Origin of the sequence: Streptomyces glomeratus, assembly GCF_021462825.1 — a bacterium.
GTDB classification, from domain to species: domain Bacteria; phylum Actinomycetota; class Actinomycetes; order Streptomycetales; family Streptomycetaceae; genus Streptomyces; species Streptomyces glomeratus.
Genome location: NZ_JAKEEB010000017.1, coordinates 107,168 through 132,586, shown reverse-complemented (window position 1 = coordinate 132,586; position 25,419 = coordinate 107,168). Strand labels below are relative to the sequence as shown.

Sequence of the window (25,419 nt, the reverse complement as noted above, 5' to 3'; positions counted from 1 at the left end):
CTTCCTTCGTACTCACCCGAGAGACTCTCTCAGGCTTTCCTCCGGGCGCTTCCCTTCGGTGTTTCCGACTCTATCAGTGTTTTTCCGTCTCTCTGACCACCCTTCCACGGACATGCGGAAGGACCCCGAGATTGGGATCTGACAAGTTGGGTGCCGCCGAGTGGGGACGCCTGTTCGCGCCACCCCGCCTCAAGCAGGAGTACGACTGTACACGGAGCCCCGAAGGGGGTGCAAATCGCTCGGACTGGTGGTCTAGACCACTAGCTGGTAACTTTCATGGGGAACGAGCACTTCATCTGGCATACGCTGCTGCTCAGCGTGCTGTCCGGGACAACCGGCGACGGCCCTCGTACTGCAGCTCCACCCCTGGGAGGCTTCCCATGACCACCGTGACGTCCCCTCTCGCAGGACGCGCCATCGGACTGGCATCCGTACCGGATCCGGTCTTCTCCGGGGCCATGGTCGGCCCGGGCACCGCGATCGATCCCGTGCGAGAGCCTCACGAGGCGGTCTCGCCCGTTGACGGCGTGATCGTCTCGCTGCACCCGCACGCTTTCGTCGTGGTCGACGCGGAGGGACACGGAGTACTCACCCACCTCGGTATCGACACCGTGCAGCTCAATGGCGAGGGCTTCGAGCTGCTCGTCAGCAAGGGCGACACCGTGACGCGCGGTCAGGGCATCGTGCGCTGGGACCCGGCCGCCGTCGAGGCCACCGGCAAGTCCCCCGTGTGCCCGATCGTGGCGCTGGAGGCCACGGCCGACTCCCTCTCCGATCTCCGCGACGACGGCGATGTGAAGGCGGGCGACAGTCTCTTCGTATGGAAGTGACGTCAGTGCCGCCGTATGACGGCAGGTAGGACAACCACCGCGGCGGCGGGACCCCGCCGCACTATCGGAGACGGGTGAGATGGAGACAACGCTGCGAGGCGTCGGTGTGAGCCACGGTGTGGCGATCGGCGAGGTCCGTCACATGGGGACGGCGGTGCTCGAGCCGCCGGCGAAGCAGATTCCGGCGGAGGAGGCGGAGCGCGAGCAGGGGCGTGCACGCCAGGCCGTGGAGGCTGTGGCAGCCGATCTGACCGCCCGCGGCAATCTGGCGGGTGGCGAAGCGCAGGCCGTGCTGGAGGCCCAGGCCCTGATGGCCCAGGACCCCGAGCTGATGGCGGACGTGGATCGCCGTATAGCCGTCGGCAGTACCGCGGAGCGCGCGGTGTACGACGCCTTCGCCGCCTATCGGGAGCTGCTGGCCGGCGCCGGGGAGTACCTCGCCGGGCGTGTGGCCGACCTGGACGACGTGCGGAACCGCATCGTCGCCCGCCTGCTCGGGGTGCCCATGCCGGGGGTACCGGACAGCGACGAGCCGTATGTCCTCGTCGCCCGTGACCTTGCGCCCGCCGACACGGCCCTGCTGGACCCGGGCCTGGTCCTCGGCTTCGTCACCGAGGAAGGCGGGCCGACGAGTCACAGTGCGATCCTGGCACGCGCGCTGGGTGTCCCCGCCGTCGTGGCGCTGCCAGGTGCGGGTGAGCTCTCCGAGGGAACGATGATCGCCGTCGACGGCAGCACCGGCGAGATCTTCGTGAACCCGAGTGACGAGAAGACGGCGCAGCTCGAGGCGGCGGCCGCCGAGCGAAAGGCCGCTCTTGCGGCCTCCAGCGGGCCCGGGGCCACCGCCGACGGGCACAAGGTGCCCCTGCTGGCGAACGTCGGCGGCCCCTCGGACGTGGCGGCCGCCGTCGGTGCCGGGGCCGAGGGTGTCGGCCTGTTCCGCACGGAGTTCCTGTTCCTGGACGACAACAAGAAGGCCCCGTCGGAGGAGAAGCAGGTCGAGGCCTACCGGCAGGTACTGGAGGCCTTCCCCGAGGGCCGTGTGGTCGTGCGCGTGCTCGACGCCGGTGCGGACAAACCGCTGGACTTCCTGACCCCGGCCGACGAGCCGAACCCGGCGCTGGGCGTGCGGGGTCTGCGGACGCTGCTCGACCACCCGGATGTGCTGCGCACACAGCTGACCGCGCTCGCGAAGGCCGCCGAGGGACTGCCCGTCTATCTCGAGGTCATGGCGCCGATGGTCGCCGACCGCACCGACGCGAGGGCGTTCGCGGACGCGTGCCGTGAGGCGGGGTTGCAGGCGAAGTTCGGCGCGATGGTGGAGATACCGTCGGCCGCGCTGCGGGCGCGCTCGATTCTGCAGGAGGTCGAGTTCCTGTCGCTCGGGACGAACGACCTCGCGCAGTACACGTTCGCCGCGGACCGCCAGGTGGGCGCGGTCTCGCGTCTGCAGGACCCATGGCAGCCCGCGCTGCTCGACCTGGTTGCGCTGTCCGCGGAGGCGGCCAAGGCCGAGGGCAAGAGCTGCGGCGTGTGCGGCGAGGCCGCCTCGGATCCGCTGCTGGCGTGTGTGCTGACCGGTCTGGGTGTCACCTCCCTGTCGATGGGCGCGGCGTCGATTCCCTATGTGCGGGCCACGCTGGCGAAGTACACGCTGGCCCAGTGCGAGCGTGCCGCGGCGGCCGCGCGGGCCGCCGACACGGCCGACGATGCGCGCAAGGCGGCTCAGGCGGTGCTGTCCGGCGAGTAGCCGGGGCGGGTTGTCGCGCCGGTCTTCGTGTGGCCAGGGCGCTCCACCTGTGGGTGGGGCGCCCTGCGCTCATTCGGGCACGGGCCTGGTCCGGGGCCGGTCGCGCCCGAACGAGCGCCATGACCGCCGTCAGTGGATGTGGCCGGTCAGGGGTCCGTCGTCCCCGAGGTCGGGTGGGGCGCTGTAGTCGACGCCGGATTCCGGGGAGACGAGGTCGCCGGACTCGACGTCGGTGCAGTAGGCGTCGAAGACCTCCCCGGCGGTGAGCGGTTCCAGCCGTTCGCCGCGCAGGCGCCAGCCGTAGACGCGGTCCGTCGTGTCGGGCGCGGTGGTGCGCATGACCAGTCCGCCCGCTGCGTGAGTGGCGATGCCGAGGGCGAGGACGGTTGTGAATTCGAGAGCCTCCGTCTCGTCGATGCGGCTCGTGCCGTCGGGGTCCTCGTCTGCGTGGAGCACCGCGACGAGGGTTTCGGGCGGCGCCGAGACGCTGCAGACGAGGTGACGGTGGCCCGGGCTCGCGGTGTCGAGGATGCGGGTGAGGAGTCGAGAGGCCTGGGCGAAGGCGGCGCGTCCGATGTCCTCCCCGCAGGAGGCGCAGGCCCCGAGGCGGGCGAGCACGGTGGTCGCGTACTCCCAGGTGGCCTGGCGAACGGCTTCGTCGACCAGGTCCGGGACGAGTTCGTCCAGGGGCTGGCCCTCGTACGGGATCGCAGGTCCGGTGGCGGCCACCTCCGCCGTGAAGCGGGTGCGGCTGGCCGGGGCGTCGGGTTCCAGGCCGCCGGCGACGCAGAACTCCGCATACTCCACCGGGTCGAAGAGGGCGACCGTGGTGTGGGTGCCCCGGGCGGCGAGGGTCCTCAGCAGGGCCTCCACCTGCTGGAGGTAGGTCGTGTGGTCGTCGAAGGTGAAGGTGCGGTACCGCCGCATCGCCGTGAAGTCGTGTTCGTCGGTCAACAGACCGATGGTGCCGGCCATCTCGCGGCGCAGAGCGCGACGCATGGTCCGGTGCTCGGTGTGTGCCATGGCTCCCCCTACGTACAGTCGGTCATCATCACAGACCGTAACCGGGAGCACTGACAACGCCCGCCGGTCGCGGTGACCGGCGGGCGGCCGCGGACGCCCGCCCTGGCACCGGGGTGCGGCGTGGGGCGGCGCGGTGCGTCAGGAGCGCTTGCGGGCCAGGTCCTCGTAGAAGTGGAGCAGGTCGAGGTTGTCGATGGAGCCCGGGTTGACGGCCTTCTCCAGCGGGGTGCCCTGCATGAGGCGTTTGACCGGGACCTCGATCCGCTTGCCCGTGAGCGTGTGCGGGACGCCCGGGACCTCGATGATCTCGTCGGGGACGTGGCGCGGGGAGAGCTGTTCGCGGATGGTCTGCTTGATGCGGTTCAGGAGGGTGTCGTCCAGGACGGCTCCGGGGGCCAGATGCACGAAGAGGGGCATCCAGTAGCCCCCGTCGGGCTGCTCGACGCCGATGACGAGGGACTCCTTGATCTCGGGGAGCCGCTCGACGGCCTCGTAGATGTCGGCCGAGCCCATGCGGACGCCCTGGCGGTTCAGGGTGGAGTCCGAACGGCCGTGGATGATCACCGAACCGCGGGAGGTGAGCGTGATCCAGTCGCCGTGGCGCCACACTCCCGGATACATGTCGAAGTAGCTGTTGTGGTAGCGGCTGCCGTCGGGGTCGTTCCAGAAACGGATCGGCATGGAGGGCATGGGCCTGGTGACGACCAGCTCGCCGACCTCGTCGACGACCGGGTTGCCGCTGGGATCCCAGGACTGCAGGTCGGTGCCGAGGCCGGGGGCCTGGAGTTCGCCGATGTATACCGGGAGCGTGGGGACGGCTCCCGCGAAGCAGGAGCACACGTCGGTGCCGCCGCTGACGGAGGCGATCCACAGGTCGTCGCGGACCTCGTCGTGCAGCCAGCTGAAGCCGTCCGGCGGCAGCGGGGAGCCCGTGGTGGCCACGCACTGCACCCGGGAGAGGTCGTACTCCCGTGCCGGATGCACGCCCGCCTTGCGGCAGGCCATGACGTAGGCCGCGGAGGTGCCGAAGAGGGTCGCCCCGGTGCGCTCGGCGACGCGCCACTGGGCGCCGGTGTCGGGATGGCCGGGGCTGCCGTCGTAGAGGACGATCGTGGTTCCCGTCAGAAGTCCGGAGACGAGGAAGTTCCACATCATCCAGCCGGTGGACGTGTACCAGAAGAGGCGGTCGCCGGGGCCGAGGTCGCAGTGCAGGCCCAGCTGCTTGAGGTGCTCCACCAGGATGCCGCCCTGCGACTGGACGATGGCCTTGGGCAGGCCGGTCGTGCCCGAGGAGTACAGGACCCACAGCGGATGGTCGAAGGGGACCTGTTCGAAGACGGGCTCGGTGTCCGCCGAGGTCAGGGCCGACCAGTCCAGGGCGCCCTCCGGAGCCTCGGAGCCGAGCAGCGGGATGTGGACGACGGCGCGCAGGGTGGGCAGTTCGCGACGCAGCTCGGCGACGGTCTCGCGGCGATCGTGCTCCTTGCCGCCGTAGCGGTAGCCGTCGACCGTGAACAGGACGACGGGCTCGACCTGCTGGAAGCGGTCCAGCACGCTGCGGGCGCCGAAGTCGGGTGCGCAGGAGGTCCACACCCCGCCCACGGCGGCGGTGGCCAGGAGGGCGACGACGGCCTGAGGGATGTTGGGGAGGTAGCCGCTGACGCGGTCTCCCGGGCGGACGCCCAGGGCACGCAGTTCGGCGGCGAGTGAGCCGACCTGGCGGCGCAGTTCGGCCCAGGTGACCGGGCGGGGCTCGTGGGACTCGTCGACCGCCAGAAGGGCCGGCTCGTCGGCGTGGGTGGCCGCGGCGCGCAGGGCGTGTTCGGCGTAGTTGAGTGTCGCACCGGGGAACCACTCCGCGCCCGGCATGGAGCGGTTGCCGAGCACGCGCGTAGAGGGAGTGGCGAACCGTACGTCGAACCACTCGGCGACGGCCTTCCAGAAGGTGTCGAGCTCGTCCACCGACCAGCGGTGCAGGGCCGCGTAGCCGCCCTCGGAGGGGGCTCCGTGGTGTTCGGCCGCCCAGGCCTGGAACCGGGTGATCTGTGCCCGGGCGATGCGGTCGGCGTCGGGCCGCCAGAGCGGCGTGAGGTTCGCTGTGGTCATGTGGCGGCTCCCGGACGGTACGCGTCGTATGCGTGAGTCGCGCACGTGCTGGGGTGTGCGCGTTACGCGGCTGACACGGACGATGCCATGTGATCGACTTCTGCACCAGGGTGCGCCACACATAGTTGGCTTCGTGAAGCTGTGCTCCCAGCACGGGTGAACGACAGTTGAACGGCGCCCTTGTACGGGGACGTCGATGACAGGGTGAGCAGCATGGACGGTCGTGACCTGGTGCGTTCGGTGAAGGCGGTCGGTTCGGGGGGTGCGGTGCAGGGTCTGCGCACCGTGCGTGCCGCGTGGCGCAGGAGGCGTACCGACGCCACCGGGTTGCCGCGACGAGGTGCGGAGCGGGCGCGGGTGCCCGGGCCCGTCCAGAGCGCCGAGCCCGGCCCCGGCGGCGGTGTCGTGCGGTTCGCCCGCACCGACCTGAGGATCACGGTCGCGGTGAACGGGGCCGTCTTCTGGGGCTGGGACGGGGCGGAACCGGAGCCGTCGTACGCGCTCGCGGGCCGCTGTCCGGAGCCGGATCCGCGGGCCCTGCTGGAACCGGACAAGGACGGCGGCTGGCGGGTCGTGGCGGAGCGGGTGACGGTCGTGGTGTCGCGGCACGGCGCGATCGAGGTGCGCACGCCGGGCGGGGTGACGCTGCGCCGGGATCTGCCGCCCCGCTGGTGGGAGCCCTCGGACGGGGGTGCCGCGCGGTGGATGCAGCGGTCCGAGGTGGCGGCGGACGCCCGGTTCTTCGGGCTGGGCGGCCGGGCCTCGGGGCCGCGCTTGCGGGACGGGACGTACCGGCTGTGGAACACGGACCCGGGTCGGCCGTTCGGGCCCGGCGACGACCCTCTGTACATCACCATGCCGGTCCAGATGGTGGTTGCCGACGCCGCCACCCATCTGGTGTTCCTCGACACGTCGTGGGACGGCACGGTGACCCTGCGCGAGGGCAGGGAGGGCGCGGGCTCCGGGCACGACCGGGCGGGCACCAGTGAGATGCGCATGGACGGCGGGCCGCTGCGCTGCTGGGTGATGGTGGGCACCCCCGCGCGCGTGCTGCTGGTCTGGGCGTCGCTGACCGGGGCGCCGGCCGTGCCGCCCGCGTGGGCCCTGGGGCACCACCACGCACGGTGGGGGTTCGGCAGCGAGCAGGAGGTGCGGCGGATCGTCGCGGGCTATCAGGAGCGTGACCTTCCGCTCGATGCGGTCCATCTGGACATCGACCACTACGACGGCCACCGGGTGTTCACGGTCGACCGGGAACGCTTCCCGAAGCTGCCGCTGCTCGCCGAGGAGATGCGCCGGCACGGCATCCGCCTGGTCTCGATCGTCGACCCGGCGGTCAAGGCCGAGCCGGGCAGCCCGGTGTTCGACGGCGGGAGCGCCGAGGACGTGTTCGTGCGGGACGCCTCGGGGAGGGTCGTCGAAGGGGTGGTGTGGCCCGGGGAGTCGGTCTATCCCGACTTCACCGACGCGCGTGTGCGGCGGTGGTGGGGCCGGCTCCTGGAGGAACGTCGCGCTCAGGGCTTCGAGGGGCTGTGGCTCGACATGAACGAGCCGGTGTCGTTCACGGCCTTCGGGGAGAACACCCTGCCCCGCTCGGCCAGGCACGCGCTGGAGGGCCGTGGCGGTGACCACAGGGAGGCGCACAACGTGTATGGGCTGTGCATGGCCAGGGCCGGATACGACGGCCTGCGGAACCTGGCCCCCGAGGAGCGGCCTTTCCTGTTCTCGCGCTCGGGATGGGTGGGGATGCAGCGGTACGGGGGGACGTGGTCGGGGGACGTGGCGACGGACTGGCCCGGGCTGCGCGCCTCGCTGTCGCTGGTGCTGGGGCTGGGGCTGTGCGGGGTGCCGTACTCGGGGCCCGACGTGGGCGGCTTCGACGGGAGTCCCTCGCCCGAGCTGTATCTGCGCTGGTTCCAGCTGGCCTCGTATCTGCCGCTGTTCCGTACGCACGCGGGCGTCCGGGCCGGGCGCCGGGAGCCCTGGGAGTTCGGCGACGACGTCCTCGAGCACGCGCGAGTGGCGCTCGTTGAACGGCGACGTCTGCTGCCGTACTTCGTCACGCTGGCCCATCTGGCCCGGCGCACGGGGGCGCCCTATGTCCGGCCCGTGTGGTGGGGTGCTCCCGAGGACCGGGCGCTGCGCGACTGCGAGGACGCCTTCCTGCTCGGCGACGGTCTCCTGGTGGCGCCGGTGCTGGACCCCGGCGTGGAACGGCGGACGGTGCTCCTGCCGCGGGGGCGCTGGTACGACACGGTGACGGAGGAGGCGTACCAGGGGCCGGGCCGGGTGGTGGTCGATGTGTCGACGGAGCGGATTCCGGTGTTCGCACGCGCCGGTGCCGTGCTGCCCGTGCGGGGTGAGGACGGCGGTCTGGAACTGGAGGTCTGGGCGCCCGCACGCGGGAGGTCCGGGGGCGGGCTGGTGGTTCGGGACGGCGGCGAGGGCTGGGACGAGCCGGAGGCCGAGCGCTATGTGACGCGCTGGAAGGGCCGTCGGGTGGTGGTGAGGCAGGACGGTGACAAGGGGCGGACCGAGCCCTTGTATCCGGTACGCGTACGTGGCCTCGGCCACGGGTGACGCGGGCGGGGCCGGCGGGCGGCTCGGTCGGGCGTTTCACGCGGACGCCGGGGCCACCCTGCGGTAGGCCTCGCCGGGGGGCGGCCCCGGTAGGCGGGACGCGCGGTGATGCCGTGCCCCCGCCGCCCGCGGGTCAGACGTAGCGGCCCTCGAACCATCCCTGGACGGCGAGTGTGTGCAGCGGAAAGGCGAGTTCGGTCGGTCGGCGCAGGAGATGCCAGCCCTCCGTCTCGGCCGTGCCGGCGGACCGGGGCAGGTCCGCTGCCGGGCGCTCGGGCAGGAGCCCGAAGAGCAGCAGATGGCCGTCGGGGGAACTCATCGCGTCGACGAGCCGCACGTCGCGGCCTGCCGCCTCGATGCCGGTCTCCTCCTTCAGCTCGCGTACGACGGCGTGCCGCCAGTCCTCGCGGTGGTCGATGAACCCTCCGGGCAAGGCGATGCCGCCGCGCGCGGGAGCGATGGTTCGGGTGATGACGACGAGGGCGGTGCCTTTGGTGTCGTACACGGGCTGGAGGGCCACCGCGACGGGCAGCGGATTGCGGTAGGCCGTCGTGCCGCAGGCGGCGCAGGTGCGGGGCCAGCCGGAGATGCCCTCTCCGTAGGACGTTCCGCAGCCCGAGCAGTGGGAGCCCGGCACGGCGTCGGCGGATGGGAACGGGGATTCGGACACGGGCGGACTGTATCCGATCACGCGGAGGGCGTCTCCCCGGGGCGCGAGGCGTGGGACGGCCAGAACCACCCCCGCAGGCCCCGGCCGTCCCCGCCGTTACAAGGACGCCGGCCGGACCCCGGCGGTTCACAGCGACGCCTGCCGATCCCCGAGAGCCCGTGGCACACTTCTGACGTACCGTCAGATCGCTGGCCCTGGAGGTGCCATGCCGCGTGTTCTCACCCCCGTGGTGTCCGGATGGTTCGCCGGCGACGGGGACGACTTCCACCTCGTCGGCACGCGGTGTTCGGCGTGCGGGTCGGTGTTCTTTCCGCGTGAGGACGTCTTCTGCCGAAATCCCGGGTGCGAGGGCGGCGATCTCACCGAAACGCCCCTGTCCGGAACGGGGCGGATCTGGTCGTACACCGACACCCGCTACCAGCCACCGTCACCCTATGTGACGAGTCCGGAACTTCCGTGGCGGCCCTACGCGTTGGTCGCGGTGGAACTGGAGGCAGAGCGGATCGTGGTGCTCGGGCAGGCCGTTCCGGGGGTGACCGTCGCCGATCTGGCCGTGGGCATGGAGATGCGGGTCGTCCCCGGTGTGCTGCACGAGGACGCGCACACGACCTGGACGACCTGGCACTGGCGGCCGACGGGGGTGGCGGGATGACGGACGACGTGGCGGTACTCGGAGCGGGTCTGCATCCCTGGGGCAAGTGGGGGCGCGGCTTCGTCGCGTACGGGACGGCGGCGGCGCGTGCGGCGCTCCTGGACGCGGGTGTCGGCTGGCGGGAGGTCGGCTCGATCGTGGGTGCCGCCACGGTGCGGGGCGGCTATCCGGGCCATGTGGCGGGGGCGACGTTCGCCAAGGCGCTGGGCTGGCAGGGAGCCCGGGCCGCGAGCGTGTACGCGGCATGCGCGTCAGGAGCTCAGGCGATCAATACGGCGCGGGCCCAGATCCTTGCGGGAATCGCGGACGTGGTACTGGTCGTCGGGGCGGACTCGGCACCCAGGGGGTTCTTCCGCCCGGCGGACGGCGACCGGCCCGACGATCCCGACTGGCTGCGGTTCCGGGTTCTGGGAGCGACCAATCCGACGTACTTCGGGCTGTACGCGCGCCGGCGGATGGCCGTTCACGGAGACACGGCCGACGACTTCGCCCGGGTCAAGGTGAAGAACGCGGCCGTGGGGGCGCTGAACCCGAACGCCCGGTACCGCAAGCGGCTCACCGTCGAGGAGGTCGAGGCCTCCGCCGTCGTCGCCGATCCCCTGCGGCTGCTCGACATCTGCGCGACCTCGGACGGCGGCGCGGCAGTGGTGCTCTCGAGCATGGAGTTCGCGCGGCGGCACGGCGCGGCGGCGCCGGTGCGCATCCGGTCGGTGTCCACGGTGACACCGCGGTTCCCCAACACCGTGCTGGACCTGCCGGACATCGCGACGGACTCGGCGGTGGCGGTGGAGCCCTCCGGCGAGACGTTCCGCTCCTCGATCGCGCGGACCGCGTACGAGGAGGCGGGCATCGGGCCCGATGACCTCTCGCTCGCCGAGGTGTACGACCTGTCCACCGCGCTGGAGTTGCAGTGGTACGAGGATCTGGGCCTGTGTGCGGAGGGCGAGGCGGCGAAGCTGCTGCGTGCAGGCGCCACCACGCTCGGCGGGCGAATACCCGTCAATGTCAGCGGTGGGCTGTCCTCCTTCGGGGAGGCGGTTCCGGCGCAGGCGATCGCCCAGGTGTGCGAGCTGACCTGGCAGTTGCGCGGAGACGCGGGTGACCGGCAGGTGGCGGGGGCCCGGGTCGGGATCACCGCGAACCAAGGCCTGTTCGGGCATGGTTCCGCGGTGATCGCCGTGCGGTGATCGCCGTTCGGTGACCACCGTGCCTCCTGCGGGGAGGGCGAGAGCGGGCCGCGCCACGGCACACGAGCGACGGACAGGCCGACCCCCTGCCGTTGCGGCGGCACACGGTGTACGACCCCAAGGTCGTTCGGGGCCGGTTCGGGGCCGTTCGGGGCCGTTCACACTCTCCGTAGTGACCTGGGAATGCTGTGTGAACAGGTCATGAATTGGGCCTTTTGGTGCGCCGACGGCGCCATCATGCTCACGTGCCCTCCTGGACGGATACTCTCCATTTCGCGTTCCAGCCGGTGGTCAATCTGACGACCCGAGGGGTCGCCGCGCTGGAGATCCTCGCACGCCCGGAGACCGGCGACGTTCTGGCCCAGGCCCGCCGTGACCCCGAACTCGACGGAAACCTCGCCGCGTTGGCGATCCGCGCCGCGACGCGGATGGAGACGCTGCTGCCCCTGCACGTCAATGTGTTCGCCGGGACCCTCGCCGATCTCGGGGGCCTCGCCGCGCTGCGGGGTGCCGTGCGCGAGGCGGGGCGGCTGCCCTGGGAGGTCACGGTCGACGTGGGACCGCCGTACACCCATGTGCCGCACCGGGCGCTGCTGGAGGCCGTTGCCGTACTGCGCGGGGAGGGCTTCCGGATCTGCGCGGACGGAATCGGCGACGGTGACCTGCCGCTGCGGCTGCTCGCGGAGATGGCACCGGACCTCATGAAACTCGACGCGTCGCTGGTGGCGCGGCCGGCCGTGGTGCGGGCCATGCGCACACTGTGCGAGGAACTGGGCGCGCTGCTGTCGGTCGAGGGGGTGGAGACCGAGCGGCAGTACGCGGCCGTGATGGCGGCGGGGGCCCAATCGGCGCAGGGCGACCTCTTCGCGCCCCCGTCCCGGCTCCCCGTCGCGGACGTATACCTTCCGGCGCGACCCGCCGCGGTGCCGCCCACGCAGCGCACCGGGCCGCCGGTGCGGCAGTTCCTGCGGCCGGCCGCGCTGCTGCCCGCAACGGCCCCGGCCGGGCAGGTGCGGGCGCTGCTCACCGGCTCCCCCGATGTGTCCGGCGTGCTGCTGGTGGATCCGGCCGGGGTGCCGGTCCGCTCGGTGCACCGCTCGCGCTTCCTGCTGTCGATGTCGGGACGCTACGGGCATGCGCTGTACGCCGACCGGCCTGCGGCGAAGCTCGGTGATCCGCCGCGTACCGTCGGGGTCGACGCCACGGCGTGGGAGGTGCTCGACGTGGTCGCGGACGGGGCACGGGACCGTACCTCGGACGACGTGGCGGTGGTCGACCGCCACGGGCGGTGCGTGGGGGTCGTCCGGCTCGCGGATCTCGTACGGGCGCTGGCCGAGCGCCGGGTCGAGGAGGCGGCGGGCCTCAATCCGCTGACCCGGCTGCCCGGTTCGGACGCGATCACCGGCGAAGTCGACCGGCGCATCGCCGACGGACGGATGTTCGCGCTGAGCTGGCTCGACGTCGACCACTTCAAGCAGGTCAACGACGGGGCGGGGTTCGCCGCCGGGGACGAGCTGATCCGTGCGGTGGGACACGCGTTGCAGGGCGCCGCGTCCGGGAGCACCCGTGTGGGGCACATCGGCGGGGACGACTTCCTGGTACTCGCGGATCCGGAGGGGCTCGACCCACTGGCCGCGTCGGTGCTGGACGCGCCGTGGTCGGCCGGCGGGCGCGCCGTCACCCTCTCGCTGGCCACGGTTCTGTGCCCGCCCGGCAGCGTGACCGACCACCGCCAGGCGGCCGCTTGCCTGGCGCCGCTCAAGCAGGCGGCCAAGGCACTGAGGGGCGCGAGTTGGGTGCTGGGCCGGGCCGGACTGCCGGGCCACGAGATACGCCGGGGTACGGCGGTGGCTCCGGCCCAGGCGGGCGAACCGGCGTGGGGCTGACAACCAGCGCGGCGCCCAGCCTCTTGCCCCCTCGCAAAGCTCGGCCTCAACCGTTGCCGTCGCCGACCTTGACGCTCTGTGGGTGCCGGTGAAAACTTCCGGATGTCAGTCGGCATCGTCGCATTCAGGCGTATCCACTTAGTGCGCCCCTGAGGGCCGCCCGGGCACGGGCCGTTGCCCGCGGGCGATTCCACTGCACAGGCACGCTCGTCGCGGACGCCGGGCGGGGCGCGGGACCCTCCCTGCCTTCGGCTGAAGTCGCCAAGGGACACGCACCCTGCACGGAGGACGGACACGGGGCGGACCGCCCCGGGCGAGGGCCTAGGAGCCGCCATGACCCACGGAAGCATCTTCGTCGGCGAGTTGATCGGAACGGCCATCCTCATCCTGTTCGGCGCGGGTGTCTGTGCCGCCGTCACCTTGAACCACTCCAAGGCCAAGGGCGCGGGCTGGGTCGTCATCGCCTTCGGCTGGGGCTTCGGCGTTCTGGCCGGTGCCTACACCGCGGCCCCGAAGTCCGGCGGACACCTCAACCCGGCGGTGACCCTCGGTCTCACCATCGCCGGCATCACCAAGTGGGGCGACGTCCCGTACTACCTGCTGGGTCAGATGGCGGGCGCGATCCTCGGCGCCGTGCTGACCTGGCTGCTCTACTTCGCCCAGTTCCGGGCCAACGCCGACGAGGACAACGCGCTGCCCACGCTCGGGATCTTCTCCACGGCTCCCGAGATCCGCAATCCGCCCGCCAATCTGATCACCGAGATCATCGCGACCATGGGTCTGGTGCTGCCCATCCTGTTCTTCGGCAAGAACCTCGGCACCGGCATCGGCCCGATCCCCGGCACGACGGCGTACGGCTCGGGCATCGGCATCCTGCTCGTCTCACTGCTCGTCGTCGGCATCGGCCTCTCCCTGGGCGGGCCGACCGGCTATGCGATCAACCCCGCCCGCGACCTCGGTCCGCGCCTCACCCACGCCCTGCTGCCGATCCCGAACAAGGGTTCCTCGGACTGGGGTTACGCCTGGATACCCGTGGTGGGTCCGCTGATCGGCGGTGCGCTCGCGGCCCTCGTGTACAACGCAGCCTTCTGACCCTTTGACGAAGGGGACGTCATGACGGACAACGCCCACAAGTACGTCGCCGCCATCGACCAGGGCACCACGTCCAGCCGCTGCATCATCTTCGACCAGGGCGGCGCGATCGTCGCCGTCGACCAGCGCGAACACCGCCAGATCTTCCCCAAGCCGGGCTGGGTGGAGCACGACGCCACGGAGATCTGGTCCAAGGTGCAGGCAGTGGTCGCGGGCGCGGTCGCCAAGGCCGGACTGCGCGCCGACCAGCTCAGCGCGCTCGGCATCACCAACCAGCGCGAGACGACGGTGCTGTGGGACCGCGCCACGGGCAAGCCCGTGCACAACGCGATCGTCTGGCAGGACACCCGGACGGCCGCGCTGTGCAACGACCTGGGAGGCGCGGACGGGCAGGATCGTTTCCGCGAGCAGACCGGCCTGCCGCTCGCAAGCTACTTCTCCGGCCCCAAGGCCGCCTGGCTGCTCGACAACGTGCCCGGTCTCAGGGCCCGGGCCGAGCGCGGCGAGATCGCCTTCGGCACCATCGACTCCTGGTTGATCTGGAACCTGACCGGGGGCACCGACGGCGGCCGGCACGTCACCGACGTCACCAACGCGGGGCGCACGATGCTGATGAACCTGGAGACGCTCCAGTGGGACCCCTCGCTGCTGTCGGCCATGGACATCCCCGAGGCCATGCTGCCGGAGATCAGGTCGTCCTCCGAGGTGTACGGGACCGCGGTCGGCCAGTTGGCGGGTGTGCCCGTCGCCTCGGCGCTGGGCGACCAGCAGGCGGCCGTGTTCGGGCAGGCCTGCTACGACGTGGGCACGGCGAAGAACACCTACGGCACGGGCAGCTTCCTGCTGCTCAACACCGGTAACCGGCCGATCCCGTCGAAGAGCGGCCTGCTCACGACCATGGGCTACAAGATCGGTGACGAGGCGCCGGTCTACTGTCTGGAGGGCTCGATCGCGATCACGGGCGCACTGGTGCAGTGGTTCCGCGACCAGCTCGGCATCATCCGCAGCGCGGACGAGATCGAGACCCTGGCGGGAAGCGTCGAGGACAACGGCGGGGCGTACATCGTGCCGGCCTTCTCCGGCCTGTTCGCGCCGTACTGGCGCTCCGACGCACGCGGTGTGATCACCGGCCTGACCCGCTACGTGACGAAGGCCCACCTGGCGCGCGCGGTGCTGGAGGCGACGAGCTGGCAGACACGCGAGGTCGTCGACGCCATGTACCAGGACTCGGGGGTGCAGATCACCACCCTGAAGGTCGACGGAGGCATGACGAAGAACAACCTGCTGATGCAGCACCAGGCGGACGTGCTCGGAGTGCCCGTGATCCGTCCCGAGGTCTCCGAGACGACCTGTCTGGGCGCCGCCTATGCGGCGGGTCTCGCGACCGGCGTGTGGCACGACCTCGACGAACTGAAGTCGCACTGGCAGCAGGACGTCGAGTGGACACCGGTCATGGAGGCGTCGGTGCGCGATCGCGAGTACCACAACTGGCGCAAGGCCGTGGAGAAGAGCTTCGGCTGGCACGACGAGGACGCGGTGAACTGAAAGCACCTCCACGCGTGCGTGCGTCTCGCATGCGCGCCACGCGCGTGTGGCCGGCGGCGGCCCGTACCCCGGTCGGCGGGGTACGGGCCGCGTGCGCGGTGAGTCAGGTGCTGACGCTCGCGCGGTCGTCGGCCGTATACGCCATGGCGTGCCGGACGACCTCGACGAGGACCTCCTTCACCGACTGGCGCTCGCGGGCGTCACAGAGGACGACCGGCACGTCGTCGTCGAGGTCGAGGGCCCGCCGTACGGCCTCGGCGGGGTAACGGGCCGCTTCCTCGAAGCAGTTGACGCCGACGACGAAGGGTATGGTGCGGCGCTCGAAGTAGTCGACGGCGGCGAAGCAGTCCTCCAGGCGCCGGGTGTCGGCGAGGACGACCGCTCCCAGGGCGCCGGCGGCCAGTTCGTCCCACAGAAACCAGAAGCGGTCCTGGCCCGGAGTGCCGAACAGGTACAGCGTCAGGTCCTCGCGGAGGGTGATTCGGCCGAAGTCCATGGCCACGGTGGTGGTGTGCTTGCTCTCGACGCCGCTGGTGTCGTCGACGGGACGACCGGCCTCGGTGAGCACCTCCTCGGTGCGCAGTGGCCTGATTTCGCTGACCGCGCCGACAAGGGTCGTCTTGCCCACGCCGAAACCGCCGGCCACGAGGATCTTGAGCGTGACGGGCTCGACCTGAGGCATGCCTCGCTCACTGCGCCCGAAGATCATCGTTCTCTTCTCCTGCTCGATGGGGGTCGGTGGGCGGCGGTCCGTAGCCTCCGCCGCCGGGTGTCTCGACGACCAGTACGTCGCCGGGCCCCACCTCTGCGGCGTCGGAGCCCTCGAGGTGCAGCACGGTGCCGTCCGCGCGCTCCACACGGTTGGCGCCGAGCGCGCCCGGTCCGCCGCCCGCCATGCCGTAGGGCGGGACCCTGCGGTGCTGGGAGAGGGTGGAGACGGTCATGGGCTCCCGGAAACGGATGCGGCGCACCGCTCCGTCGCCGCCGCGCCAGCGGCCGGCGCCGCCACTGCCGTACCGTACCGCGAACTCGTCGAGCAGTACGGGCAGTCGCCACTCGAGAACCTCGGGATCGGTCAGGCGCGAGTTGGTCATGTGGGTCTGCACGACGGGGGCGCCCGGGAAGCCGTCGCCCGCGCCGGAGCCGGAGGCCACCGTCTCGTAGTACTGGTACCGGTCGTTGCCGAAGGTGACGTTGTTCATGGTGCCGGAGCCCTCCGCCTGCACGCCCAGTGCCGCGTACAGCGCGCCGGTGAGGGACTGGGAGGTCTCGACGTTGCCGGCGACGACGGCGGCCGGGGGCTCCGGCGCGAGCATCGAGCCGGACGGGACGACGATGTCCAGGGGTCGCAGACAGCCGTCGTTCAGCGGGATGTCGTCGGCGACGAGGGTGCGGAAGACATACAGGACCGCGGCGTTGACGACCGAGAAGGGGGCGTTGAAGTTGGTGGTCAGCTGCGGGGATGTGCCGGTGAAGTCGATGGTCGCGGAGCGGCTGTCGCGGTGCACGCGCACGCGGACGCGGATGACCGCGCCGGAGTCCGTCTCGTAGGCGTACTCGCCGTCGTCCAGGGCGTCGATGACGCGGCGGACGGCCTCCTCGGCATTGTCCTGGACGTGCCGCATGTACGCCTGGACGACATCGAGACCGAAGTTCTCGATCATGCGCGCGACCTCGTCGACGCCCTTCTGGTTGGCGGCGATCTGGGCGCGCAGGTCGGCGAGGTTGGTCTTCGGGTTGCGTGACGGGTGCGGCGCCCCGGTCAGCAGCCGGAACGTCTCCTCCTCGCGGAAACGGCCGTTCTCGGCGAGCAGCCAGTTGTCGAAGAGGACGCCCTCCTGCTCGATGGTGCGGCTGTGCGCGGGCATGGAGCCGGGGGCGATGCCGCCGATCTCGGCGTGGTGGCCGCGGGAGGCGACGTGGAACAGGATGCGCTCACCCTCCGTGTCGAAGACCGGGGTGATGACGGTGACGTCGGGCAGGTGGGTGCCGCCGTGGTACGGGTCGTTCACGGCGTATGTGTCTCCCGGGCGCATTCGGCCGGCGCGCCGTCGGATGACCTCTTTGACGCTGGTGCCCATGGAACCCAGGTGGACGGGGATGTGGGGGGCGTTGGCGACCAGGTTGCCCTCGGGGTCGAAGAGGGCGCAGGAGAAGTCCAGGCGTTCCTTGATGTTGACGGACTGGGCCGTGGACTCCAGGCGGGCGCCCATCTGTTCGGCGATGGACATGAAGAGGTTGTTGAACACCTCGAGCAGGACGGGATCGACTTCTGTGTCGAGATCGGAACTCTCCGTAGTCGCCACGCGTTCCATGACCAGATGCCCGTCGTCGGTCGCCGCGGCCCGCCAGCCGTCGTCGACGACGGTCGTGGCACTGGTCTCCGTGATGATCGCGGGGCCGCTCACGGTTTCGCCGGGAGGCAGGTGCTCCCGGCGCTGGAGAGGTACGTCGCGCCAGGCGCCGCCCGTGTGGAGGCGGACGGTCTCGGGTGCGGCGGAGCGGCCTTCGTACGGGGCGAGGGCGGAGAGATCGGGGGGTTGGGTGATGCCGGTGGCTTCCACGGAGAGGGCTTCGACGACGATCGGACGGTCGAGCGTGAAGGAGTACGTGGCGCGATGACGCTCTTCGAAGGCGCGCCTCATGGCGTCGGGCTCGGTCAGCTCGACGGTGAGGGTCGTGTCCGTGCCGTCGTAGCGCAGCTGGGCCCGGCGGGCGACCCGGATGCGGTCTTCGGGCACGTCCTCGGCGAGGAGTTCGGCGCGGGCGGCGGCCGCCAGATCGTCGGCGGTCTCGCGGACACGGGGCATGGAAGCGGGTTCCAGAGGTGCCTCGACGGACTGTTCACGCATGGCCGTGGTGTCGGCGAGGCCGATGCCGAGTGCGGAGAGCACGCCGGCCATGGGCGGCACGAGGATGGTGCGGATGCCCAGGGAGTCGGCGACCATGCACGCGTGCTGCCCGCCCGCACCGCCGAAGGTGGTGAGCGCGTAGCGGGTGACGTCGTGGCCCTTCTGGACCGAGATCCGCTTGACGGCGTTGGCGATGTTGGCGACCGCGATCTGCAGATAGCCCTCGGCGACCTGCTCGGGGGTGCGGTCGTCGCCGGTCCGCTCGCCGATCTCGTGTGCGAGGGCGGCGAAGCGGTCGCGGACCAGGACGTCGTCCAAGGGCTGGTCGCCGTCCGGGCCGAACACCTCGGGGAAGTGGGCGGGCTGGATGCGGCCGAGCATGACGTTGGCGTCCGTGACCGTGAGCGGGCCGCCGCCCCGGTAGCAGGCCGGCCCCGGAGTCGCACCCGCCGAGTCCGGCCCTACGCGGTAGCGGGAGCCGTCGAAGTGGAGGACCGAGCCGCCGCCGGCCGCGACCGTGTGGATGTCGAGCATCGGTGCGCGCAGCCGGACGCCCGCGATCAGAGTGGTGAAGACGCGTTCGTACTCACCGGCGAAGTGGGATACGTCGGTGGACGTGCCGCCCATGTCGAAACCGATGACGCGGTCGAAGCCGGCGAGCTGCGACATCCGGGCCATGCCGACGATGCCGCCCGCGGGCCCGGAGAGGATGGCGTCCTTGCCGCGGAACTGTCCGGCCTCGGCGAGTCCTCCGTTGGACTGCATGAACATCAGCCTGACCCCTTCGAGCTCGTCCGCCACGTGCCGGATGTATCGGCGCAGAACGGGCGAGAGGTAGGCGTCCACGACGGCCGTGTCGCCACGCGGGACCAGTTTCATCAGGGGGCTGACCTCGCTGGAGAGCGAGATCTGCGCAAAGCCCGTCCGGGCGGCCAGCTCGCCGATGGCCTGCTCGTGGACGGGGTGCAGATGGCTGTGCATGCAGACCACGGCCACCGCGCGGATCCCGTCGTCGTGCGCTTCCCGCAGCGGTCCGGCGAGAGCCTCGAGATCGGGGGCGCGCAGGACGGTGCCGTCGGCGGCGATGCGTTCGTCGACCTCGACGACCCGCTCGTACAGCGGCTCCGGGAGATCGATCGCGCGGGAGAAGATGCTCGGGCGGTTCTGGTAGGCGATGCGCAGGGCGTCGCGGAATCCTCGGGTGACGACGAGGAGAGTGCGTTCGCCCTTGCGTTCCAGGAGGGCGTTCGTGGCGACGGTCGTGCCCATCCGGACACCGTCGATCGGTTCGTCCGGGCCGAGGAGTTCTCGCACGCCCGCGACGGCCGCGTCCGCGTAGTGGTGAGGGTTGTCCGACAGCAGCTTGTGGGTGAGCAGGCGGCCGTCCGGGCGGCGCGCCACGATGTCGGTGAAGGTGCCGCCGCGGTCGACCCAGAACTGCCAGCCCGTGGTCACGTCCGTCTCTCCGATCGTGCTGCCGGGCACCGTGTCCCCGGGCGGGTGATCGGCCCGTCGCGGCCGGTGGTCGACGATCGGTCAGATCATAACGGGCGGCCCCTGCCCACGCCGGTCCACGCGCGCGGGCCCGCGCCGAGACCCGCCCCTGTTCAGGGGTCCTCTCCCCGGCTTTCCCATGCCCGGCCGGCGCCGGCCTCCGGATGCCCGCGCCCAGGCCGGAAGGGCGGCGCGGACATCCCTGGTTCACAAGGCCCGCAGGCCGTTGATCACATCGCGCAGAATGCTCTCGTCCACGAGCTCGGCGGGAGGCACGGGACGCGATACATGGACCAGTTCCTCGTCCACGAGGTCTCCCACGAGGACACGGACCACGCCGACGGGCAGATCGAGTTCGGCGGCGAGTTCGGCGACCGACTGGGGTGCCTCACGGCACAGCTCGACGATGTCCACGTGTTCCGGGGACAGCGACGGGTCCCCCTCGGGATCGTCCCCGTGCGGTTCCGTGACGACCACGGCGATCAGGTCGAGGCGGTGCTGGGCACCGTGGTTGGTGCGGCCGCGCGTCATGGCGTACGGACGGACCACGGGCCCGGCCTCGTCGTCGAACCAGTGGCTGCTTCCCTGACCTTCTCCGCTCATACCATCTCACTACCCGCCCGAGGGCAGATCGGTGCGCGGAGCGGAGGCGAGATGTGCGCCGACACGCTTGACCAGGAGGGTCATCTCGTAGGCCACCTGACCGACGTCGGAGTCCGCGTCCGACAGAACGGCCAGGCAGCTTCCGTCACCGGCGGCCGTGACGAACAGGAACGCCTCGTCGAGTTCCACGATGGTCTGCCGGACACCACCGGCGTCGAAGTGCCGCCCGACCCCCTTGGCAAGGCTGTGGAATCCGGAGGCGACGGCGGCGAGGTGCTCGCTGTCCTCCCGGTTCAGCTCCCTGGAGATCCCTGTCGGCAGGCCGTCGCCGGAGAGCACGAGCGCCTTGCGGATGCTGGCTACGCGCTCCACCAGGTCGTCGAGGAGCCAGTTCAGCTCTCCCGATGCCTTGTTCGTCGCGGTGGGCCCTGCGGCCTTCGGTGCGGTCATCGACCGTCCCCCTCTGTCGTTCCTCGTGCTGAGCCGTCCCGGGCCTCGTCGCCCGCGGCGTTCTCCTCCCGGCCGCGCCGCCAGCCCCGCTGGAGCGAGGCGAACCGGCTGCGGACCTCGTCGGCGTCGCGCTCGGCCGGACCTGCCCCGTTCGCGGCGCGGGACCGGTCCGGTGCCACGCGCCGATCGGGGCCTTCCTTCAACTGCGGTGCCAGGCTGGCCTGCCGGACACGGCGGGGCAGCGCGCCCGCGCCCGATTCTGCCGGTCCGTCCTCCGCGTCCCGTGGCGGGGTGGTCGCGTCCGGGCCCGCCGGGGGCCGGGTGCGACGCCGCTTGGGCAGGGCAGGGGCCTCGGACCGGTCACCGGGTGAACGCGGGACGGCTCCACCGGGTTCCGTCTGGCGGCCGGAGGGTCGTCTGGCCTCCTGGAGATCCGTCACCCGCCGCTCCAGGGGCTCCGCCTCCGTGTCGGCCCCTCCGCGCCGCGACCCCGGTCCCGTCACCGGACGGCCGTGGGAGCTGACGAGCTTGGGGGCGCCGCGACGCGGCAGCGGGACCGGGGCGCCCGGGTGGTGGGATTCGGCGGGCCGGGCCGCTTCCCGGCGCGTGTCCCCGGCCGGCCCGCGCTGTGCGCCCGGGGGGTCGGCGAGTGAACGCCGGGGACGGAAGAGATCCCCGCGTTCGCTGTCCTCCTCGCCGAGCGCGCCGGGGAAGTCGTCGAGCGCGTCCAGGTCGACAGGGGCCTCCAGTTCCACCGGGCCGTCCAGGATGGACGCCGGGATGCCCGGGAGCTGGACGGGCACGTGGGAGAGCGCCGATGTGCGCCCCCCGGCCTCCCCCTCCGTCTTGTCGGGCATCGGGCGGTCGAGGCGGAAGCCGATCCCGTTGGTGTCCGGGACGTCGTCGGTCAGCAGCGCGTCGGGGATGAGGACGACGGCCGTGGTGCCGCCGTAGGGTGACGGCTGGAGGGAGACGCGGACGTTCTGGCGCCGGGCGAGTCTGCTGACCACGAAGAGACCGAGCCGGTCGGTGTCGGACAGCTCGAACTCGGGGGTTTCGGCGAGTCTGAGGTTGGCGTCGAGCAGCGCTTCGGCCGACATGCCGAGGCCGCGATCGTGGATCTCCAGGGTGAAGCCGTTGGCGACGCGTTCGCCGATGACCTGGACGGCGGTGTGCGGCGGCGAGAACACCGTGGCGTTCTCCAGGAGTTCTGCCACCAGGTGGGTGAGGTCGGCGACCGCGGCACCGGTGACGGCGACGCGCGGCAGCCGTCGTACCTCGATGCGCTCGTAGTCCTCGACCTCGGCGACGGCGGCGCGCACCACGTCCATGAGCTGGACCGGTTTGCGCCACTGCCGGGAGGGGGCGGCTCCCGAGAGGATGACCAGGCCTTCGGCGTGGCGGCGCATACGGGTGGTGAGGTGGTCGAGCCGGAAGAGGTCGGCGAGTTCCTCGGTGTCCTCGGTCCTGCGTTCCATGGTGTCGAGGAGGGTCAGCTGCTTGTGGAGCAGGACCTGGCTGCGGCGGGCGAGGTTGACGAAGACCTCGGACACCCCGGCGCGTAGTTCGGCCTGTTTGACGGCGGCCTCCACGGCGGCGCGCTGGAGGGTGTTGAGGGCCTGGCCGACCTCACCGATCTCGTTCTGGCCGTACTCCAGGCGCGGCACCTCGGTCTCGATGTCGACCTGTTCGCCCGCCGACAGACGGCGCATCAGGCCGGGCAGCCGCACCCCGGACGCCTCGTGGGCGTCCAGGCGCAGCCGGCGCAGATCGCGGACGAGGCCGCGGCCGATGCGTACGGACATGATCAGGGAGATCAGCAGGGCGACGAGGCCCAGGACACCGGCGACGGCCGCCTTCAGGATCACGTCGACGGCGAGGGGACGGACGCGGTCCTGGTAGCGGTCACCGGCCTGGCTGCTCATCCGGTCGAGCCGGTCGAGGACCTGCCCCGCGGCCTCGTCCCAGCTCTTGGCGGTGACCCCGTGCGGTGTGCCGGGGGCGGCGTCGACGACGGACCGCTCGGCCATGCGCAGGGGCGCGGTGTCGGCGTTCTTCCAGTAGCGCTGGAAGCGTCCGCTCTCCGAGCCCGGCAGCAGGGGCAGGCTGACGTCGTACATCACGCCGCGCTGCGCGACGAGGCCGGAGACGGCGCGGATGTCATCGCGGGTGACCCGTCCGGCGACGAGCGCGGAGCCGAGGAGGGCGTCCTCGCGGGAGAGCAGTTCCCGGGCGCGGAAGACACCGGCGAGTGCACGGCTCTGCCTGTCCATGTCCACGTCGTCGAGGATCCGCAGGTTGGTCAGGAGCGTGAAGCAGGGGTCGACCAGACGGTCGTAGAGGTCCAGGGCCTGGGTGCGGTCGACGGTGCCTTCCTCGACACTGCGGCGCAGCGACTGCATGCCGTCCAGGGCTTCCAGGACCGAGGTCAGACGCTGGGCGGTGCCCGTCCCCATGTCCTCCCGCAGATCCTCGTCCTTGCTGTTGCGACGGAGCTTCGCGACCACCTGGTCGGTGGCGGCGCGGCTGCGGCGGAGCGCGGCGAGGGAATCGGAGGCGCGCGGGTCCGCGAGGTAGACGAGGGTCTGGCGGCGTTCCGCCTGCAGAACGCGGACCGTGTCCTCGGTGGGGTAGCCGACCTTTTCGACGACGTGCGAGGCGTGGAACAGGGACTGGGCGGCACGGCCGGTGAGCACGGTCGCGAAGGCCCAGATGGCGGTCAGGGACAGGAGCGGCACGAGAAGGAGCGCCACGATCTTCCGGCGGATGGACTTCCCGCGAAAGCGCATGGCCTCCCCCAGCTCGCCCCCCTCCGGCCGGGGGTACACACATCCGTCAACAAACGGCGTGAGCCTACTACCGACACACGGGTATCTCGAAGGGCCGACCCGCCGCACCACTCCATGGACAGCGAACAGGACATGGGGAGTTGTCCCGCCATTGGGGGGCATTTGCTCCCCGGAACCGGCATGCGGCGCAGGAGGACACCGGATCGGTCATCCGGGGCGGTTGACCGGAAATTTTCGTTCGTCGGGAATCTTCCCGGAACATCGGGCGTCCTTCTGTACGGGAAATCGGGGGCGGATTCGGCCACAGGCGCCGCATGCCGCACTCAGGCGGCGTAAAACAGCGCAAGCCGGGCAGCCACTGGGGAGCCGGGGTCGGATGACACCGGGACGAACGGTCTGCGGGCGGTGGGGAGTGACACGTTGATGGGGACGGCGGAGCGGAGCGGGACAACCGGGTCGGGTGGTGCGGCACCCAAGGCGGCGCGGGGAGACGTGCAGGGGGCGGATCACGGCGGGAGGAGGCGGGCGGACGAGGAGTTTCACGAGGCGCCGTACTACCGGCCGTTGTGGCTGGAGGAGCCCGCGCGCAGGCGGCGGCTCCCGGACCCGGTGCGTACGGCGGCGGTGCGGGCGGTGCTCCTCATCGCGGTGACGCTGATCCAGGCGGTCGTCGCCTTTCTGTGCACGATGGCCGGCTCCTGGCTGGCGTTCCCGATGGTCCTGTCGAGCGTCGCCAGTACGGTGGTGGCGACCTGGGGCGTGCTCGACGTCTGGGTGACGCGTCAGGTCTGGTATCAGCGCCATGGGGTGGTCTCGGCCCCCAGCAGCACGGCCCGTGAGCTGCGCCGCGAGCGCCGCACGGCCCGCCGGCAGGCGCGGGCCGCGGAGCGGACCCGCCGGCATATACGCAGGCAGCGCGGGGCCGGCCAGCTGTCGCATCCCTGACCATGGTGGTGAGTCCGGGTGTCCTCCGTGCTGCCGCCGGCAGGCCCCCCACCATCGAGGGTCACGGTGCCGCCGGCCCCACCGGTTCGGCGGCGCGCGCGAGTTCACGCCCGGTCCGCATGAACGGGCGAGGGCGGTCGACGGAGAGGACCGCCGTGGTCCGCCCCCTCGCGCCCGTAGACGGCGGGGAGACCGCCTTCGGCGGGCGCGCCGTCCTCGAGGGCACCCTCGGCGCAGCGCACGGTGTCGGTCGGGTGCCGGCCTCCCGCGAACTGGAGGCGCACACCGTACTGGCCCTACCGGAAGTACGGCAGCGACCGCACCGTCTTTGCCGTGTGCCCGGCCAGCAGATTGCGTACGGGGACACGGAGTTGCTCCATGGCGGACGTCCAGTGCCCGGCGCGGTGACCGCCGACCCGGGCGACGTCGCCGACGGCGACGACCTGGGGAAGGGCGGTGGCGCAGCCGTCCTCGCACAGCACTCCGTCGCGGAGCACGCCGTCGCGCAGGGCGAGTTCCGAACCGGCGAGCCGGTCGTTGCCGGGGGTGGCGCCGGTACCGACGAGCACCGTGTCGGCGGGCAGGGCACGGTCGTCGGACGGCTCCACGACGATGACGGCACGCCCCGGCGGGGTGGCCGTGCCGGGTGTCCCGGTGGTGCCGGTGGCCTTGGCCGGTGCGCCGTGCAGCCGGGCGACCCCGGTGCCGGTGATCGGGGCGACACGTCCGCGGTGGTGCAGTGCTGCGCACAAGGCCGCCATCTCGGGGCCGAGTTGCGGGACGAGGGGCAGTGGTGCGGCTTCGACGACCGTGACGTCCTGTCCGAGACCGACGCAGGAAGGGGCGGTCCTGGCCCCGATGAGGCCGCCGCCGACGACGGTGACCCGGCGCGCCCCTGGTGAGTTCGGCGCGCAGGGCACGTGCGTCGTCGATGGTGCGCAGGGTGTGCACTGCCGACGCGTAGG

General features: G+C 71.6%; 18 protein-coding genes. 9 read left to right on the top strand and 9 right to left on the bottom strand.

Going from position 1 to position 25,419, the window contains the following annotated elements; all coding sequences use genetic code 11:
• Positions 1 to 380: 380 nt before the first annotated feature.
• Positions 381 to 830, top strand: coding sequence for a PTS sugar transporter subunit IIA (locus LZ604_RS21030; protein WP_234516962.1), 450 nt, complete (start codon positions 381 to 383; stop codon positions 828 to 830).
• Positions 831 to 909: 79 nt separating this feature from the next.
• Entirely contained in the window at positions 910 to 2,580 is a 1,671-nt protein-coding gene (ptsP, locus tag LZ604_RS21025; protein ID WP_234516961.1) for a phosphoenolpyruvate--protein phosphotransferase, read from the top strand.
• A gap of 129 nt (positions 2,581 to 2,709) precedes the next feature.
• Here ptsP and LZ604_RS21020 read toward each other — a convergent pair whose 3' ends face one another.
• Together LZ604_RS21020 and LZ604_RS21015 are read right to left on the bottom strand one after the other, a co-directional pair.
• Positions 2,710 to 3,603, bottom strand: a complete 894-nt coding sequence (locus LZ604_RS21020) for a DUF8829 domain-containing protein (protein ID WP_234516960.1) — start codon at positions 3,601 to 3,603, stop codon at positions 2,710 to 2,712.
• Between the two features lie 138 nt (positions 3,604 to 3,741).
• On the bottom strand, positions 3,742 to 5,709 hold the full coding sequence (locus LZ604_RS21015; RefSeq protein WP_234516959.1) for an acetoacetate--CoA ligase: 1,968 nt from the start codon (positions 5,707 to 5,709) through the stop codon (positions 3,742 to 3,744).
• 213 nt (positions 5,710 to 5,922) lie between these two features.
• Here LZ604_RS21015 and LZ604_RS21010 point away from each other — a divergent pair, with 213 nt between their 5' ends.
• Complete coding sequence (locus tag LZ604_RS21010; RefSeq protein ID WP_234516958.1) at positions 5,923 to 8,289, top strand: glycoside hydrolase family 31 protein; 2,367 nt, start codon at positions 5,923 to 5,925, stop codon at positions 8,287 to 8,289.
• Between the two features lie 133 nt (positions 8,290 to 8,422).
• Here LZ604_RS21010 and LZ604_RS21005 read toward each other — a convergent pair whose 3' ends face one another.
• The gene (locus LZ604_RS21005; protein WP_234516957.1) at positions 8,423 to 8,959 is read right to left on the bottom strand and encodes an NUDIX domain-containing protein; all 537 of its coding nucleotides are present in this window, start codon (positions 8,957 to 8,959) and stop codon (positions 8,423 to 8,425) included.
• A 226-nt stretch (positions 8,960 to 9,185) separates the two neighbouring features.
• Here LZ604_RS21005 and LZ604_RS21000 point away from each other — a divergent pair, with 226 nt between their 5' ends.
• The 5 genes from LZ604_RS21000 to glpK all read left to right on the top strand — a co-directional run bounded on the left by LZ604_RS21000 (position 9,186) and on the right by glpK (position 15,321).
• Positions 9,186 to 9,611, top strand: coding sequence for a Zn-ribbon domain-containing OB-fold protein (locus tag LZ604_RS21000; RefSeq protein WP_234516967.1), 426 nt, complete (start codon positions 9,186 to 9,188; stop codon positions 9,609 to 9,611).
• The gene (locus LZ604_RS20995; protein WP_234516956.1) at positions 9,608 to 10,798 is read left to right on the top strand and encodes a lipid-transfer protein; all 1,191 of its coding nucleotides are present in this window, start codon (positions 9,608 to 9,610) and stop codon (positions 10,796 to 10,798) included. The genes LZ604_RS21000 and LZ604_RS20995 overlap by 4 nt, the downstream gene beginning before the upstream one ends.
• A 245-nt stretch (positions 10,799 to 11,043) precedes the next feature.
• The gene (locus tag LZ604_RS20990) at positions 11,044 to 12,684 is read left to right on the top strand and encodes a GGDEF domain-containing protein (protein ID WP_234516955.1); all 1,641 of its coding nucleotides are present in this window, start codon (positions 11,044 to 11,046) and stop codon (positions 12,682 to 12,684) included.
• Positions 12,685 to 13,017: 333 nt separating this feature from the next.
• Entirely contained in the window at positions 13,018 to 13,776 is a 759-nt protein-coding gene (locus LZ604_RS20985) for an MIP/aquaporin family protein (RefSeq protein ID WP_234516954.1), read from the top strand.
• Between the two features lie 21 nt (positions 13,777 to 13,797).
• A complete protein-coding gene (glpK, locus tag LZ604_RS20980) occupies positions 13,798 to 15,321 on the top strand; it encodes a glycerol kinase GlpK (protein ID WP_234516953.1) in 1,524 nt (507 codons plus the stop codon).
• Between the two features lie 103 nt (positions 15,322 to 15,424).
• On the opposite strand, the gene LZ604_RS20975 is transcribed toward glpK, so the two are convergent.
• The 5 genes from LZ604_RS20975 to LZ604_RS20955 form a co-directional block, all read right to left on the bottom strand.
• Positions 15,425 to 16,030: a GTP-binding protein gene (locus tag LZ604_RS20975; protein WP_234516952.1), complete on the bottom strand. Its 606-nt coding sequence runs from the start codon at positions 16,028 to 16,030 to the stop codon at positions 15,425 to 15,427.
• On the bottom strand, positions 16,011 to 19,658 hold the full coding sequence (locus LZ604_RS20970) for a hydantoinase B/oxoprolinase family protein (RefSeq protein ID WP_234516951.1): 3,648 nt from the start codon (positions 19,656 to 19,658) through the stop codon (positions 16,011 to 16,013). Before LZ604_RS20970 ends, LZ604_RS20975 begins: the two co-directional genes overlap by 20 nt.
• A gap of 216 nt (positions 19,659 to 19,874) precedes the next feature.
• Positions 19,875 to 20,270 carry a DUF742 domain-containing protein gene (locus LZ604_RS20965; RefSeq protein ID WP_234516950.1) on the bottom strand — a complete coding sequence of 132 codons (396 nt, stop codon included), beginning with the start codon at positions 20,268 to 20,270 and terminating at the stop codon, positions 19,875 to 19,877.
• A gap of 9 nt (positions 20,271 to 20,279) precedes the next feature.
• On the bottom strand, positions 20,280 to 20,720 hold the full coding sequence (locus LZ604_RS20960; protein WP_234516949.1) for a roadblock/LC7 domain-containing protein: 441 nt from the start codon (positions 20,718 to 20,720) through the stop codon (positions 20,280 to 20,282).
• Positions 20,717 to 23,509, bottom strand: a complete 2,793-nt coding sequence (locus LZ604_RS20955; RefSeq protein ID WP_234516948.1) for a nitrate- and nitrite sensing domain-containing protein — start codon at positions 23,507 to 23,509, stop codon at positions 20,717 to 20,719. Before LZ604_RS20955 ends, LZ604_RS20960 begins: the two co-directional genes overlap by 4 nt.
• Positions 23,510 to 23,932: 423 nt before the next feature.
• Here LZ604_RS20955 and LZ604_RS20950 point away from each other — a divergent pair, with 423 nt between their 5' ends.
• Positions 23,933 to 24,454, top strand: coding sequence for a hypothetical protein (locus tag LZ604_RS20950; RefSeq protein ID WP_234516947.1), 522 nt, complete (start codon positions 23,933 to 23,935; stop codon positions 24,452 to 24,454).
• A 296-nt stretch (positions 24,455 to 24,750) separates the two neighbouring features.
• Here LZ604_RS20950 and LZ604_RS20945 read toward each other — a convergent pair whose 3' ends face one another.
• Complete coding sequence (locus tag LZ604_RS20945; protein WP_308283613.1) at positions 24,751 to 25,374, bottom strand: FAD-dependent oxidoreductase; 624 nt, start codon at positions 25,372 to 25,374, stop codon at positions 24,751 to 24,753.
• Positions 25,375 to 25,419: the final 45 nt, after the last annotated feature.

Excerpts from the sequence above, each read along its gene's own strand:
- LZ604_RS20975 (WP_234516952.1), bottom strand. The coding sequence starts at position 16,030 with ATGATCTTCGGGCGCAGTGAGCGAGGCATGCCTCAGGTCGAGCCCGTC.
- LZ604_RS20960 (WP_234516949.1), bottom strand. The coding sequence starts at position 20,720 with ATGACCGCACCGAAGGCCGCAGGGCCCACCGCGACGAACAAGGCATCG.
- LZ604_RS21010 (WP_234516958.1), top strand. The coding sequence starts at position 5,923 with ATGGACGGTCGTGACCTGGTGCGTTCGGTGAAGGCGGTCGGTTCGGGG.
- LZ604_RS20950 (WP_234516947.1), top strand. The coding sequence starts at position 23,933 with ATGGGGACGGCGGAGCGGAGCGGGACAACCGGGTCGGGTGGTGCGGCA.
- ptsP (WP_234516961.1), top strand. The coding sequence starts at position 910 with ATGGAGACAACGCTGCGAGGCGTCGGTGTGAGCCACGGTGTGGCGATC.
- LZ604_RS20965 (WP_234516950.1), bottom strand. The coding sequence starts at position 20,270 with ATGAGCGGAGAAGGTCAGGGAAGCAGCCACTGGTTCGACGACGAGGCC.
- LZ604_RS21030 (WP_234516962.1), top strand. The coding sequence starts at position 381 with ATGACCACCGTGACGTCCCCTCTCGCAGGACGCGCCATCGGACTGGCA.
- LZ604_RS20995 (WP_234516956.1), top strand. The coding sequence starts at position 9,608 with ATGACGGACGACGTGGCGGTACTCGGAGCGGGTCTGCATCCCTGGGGC.
- LZ604_RS21015 (WP_234516959.1), bottom strand. The coding sequence starts at position 5,709 with ATGACCACAGCGAACCTCACGCCGCTCTGGCGGCCCGACGCCGACCGC.
- LZ604_RS20985 (WP_234516954.1), top strand. The coding sequence starts at position 13,018 with ATGACCCACGGAAGCATCTTCGTCGGCGAGTTGATCGGAACGGCCATC.
- LZ604_RS20955 (WP_234516948.1), bottom strand. The coding sequence starts at position 23,509 with ATGCGCTTTCGCGGGAAGTCCATCCGCCGGAAGATCGTGGCGCTCCTT.
- LZ604_RS21020 (WP_234516960.1), bottom strand. The coding sequence starts at position 3,603 with ATGGCACACACCGAGCACCGGACCATGCGTCGCGCTCTGCGCCGCGAG.
- glpK (WP_234516953.1), top strand. The coding sequence starts at position 13,798 with ATGACGGACAACGCCCACAAGTACGTCGCCGCCATCGACCAGGGCACC.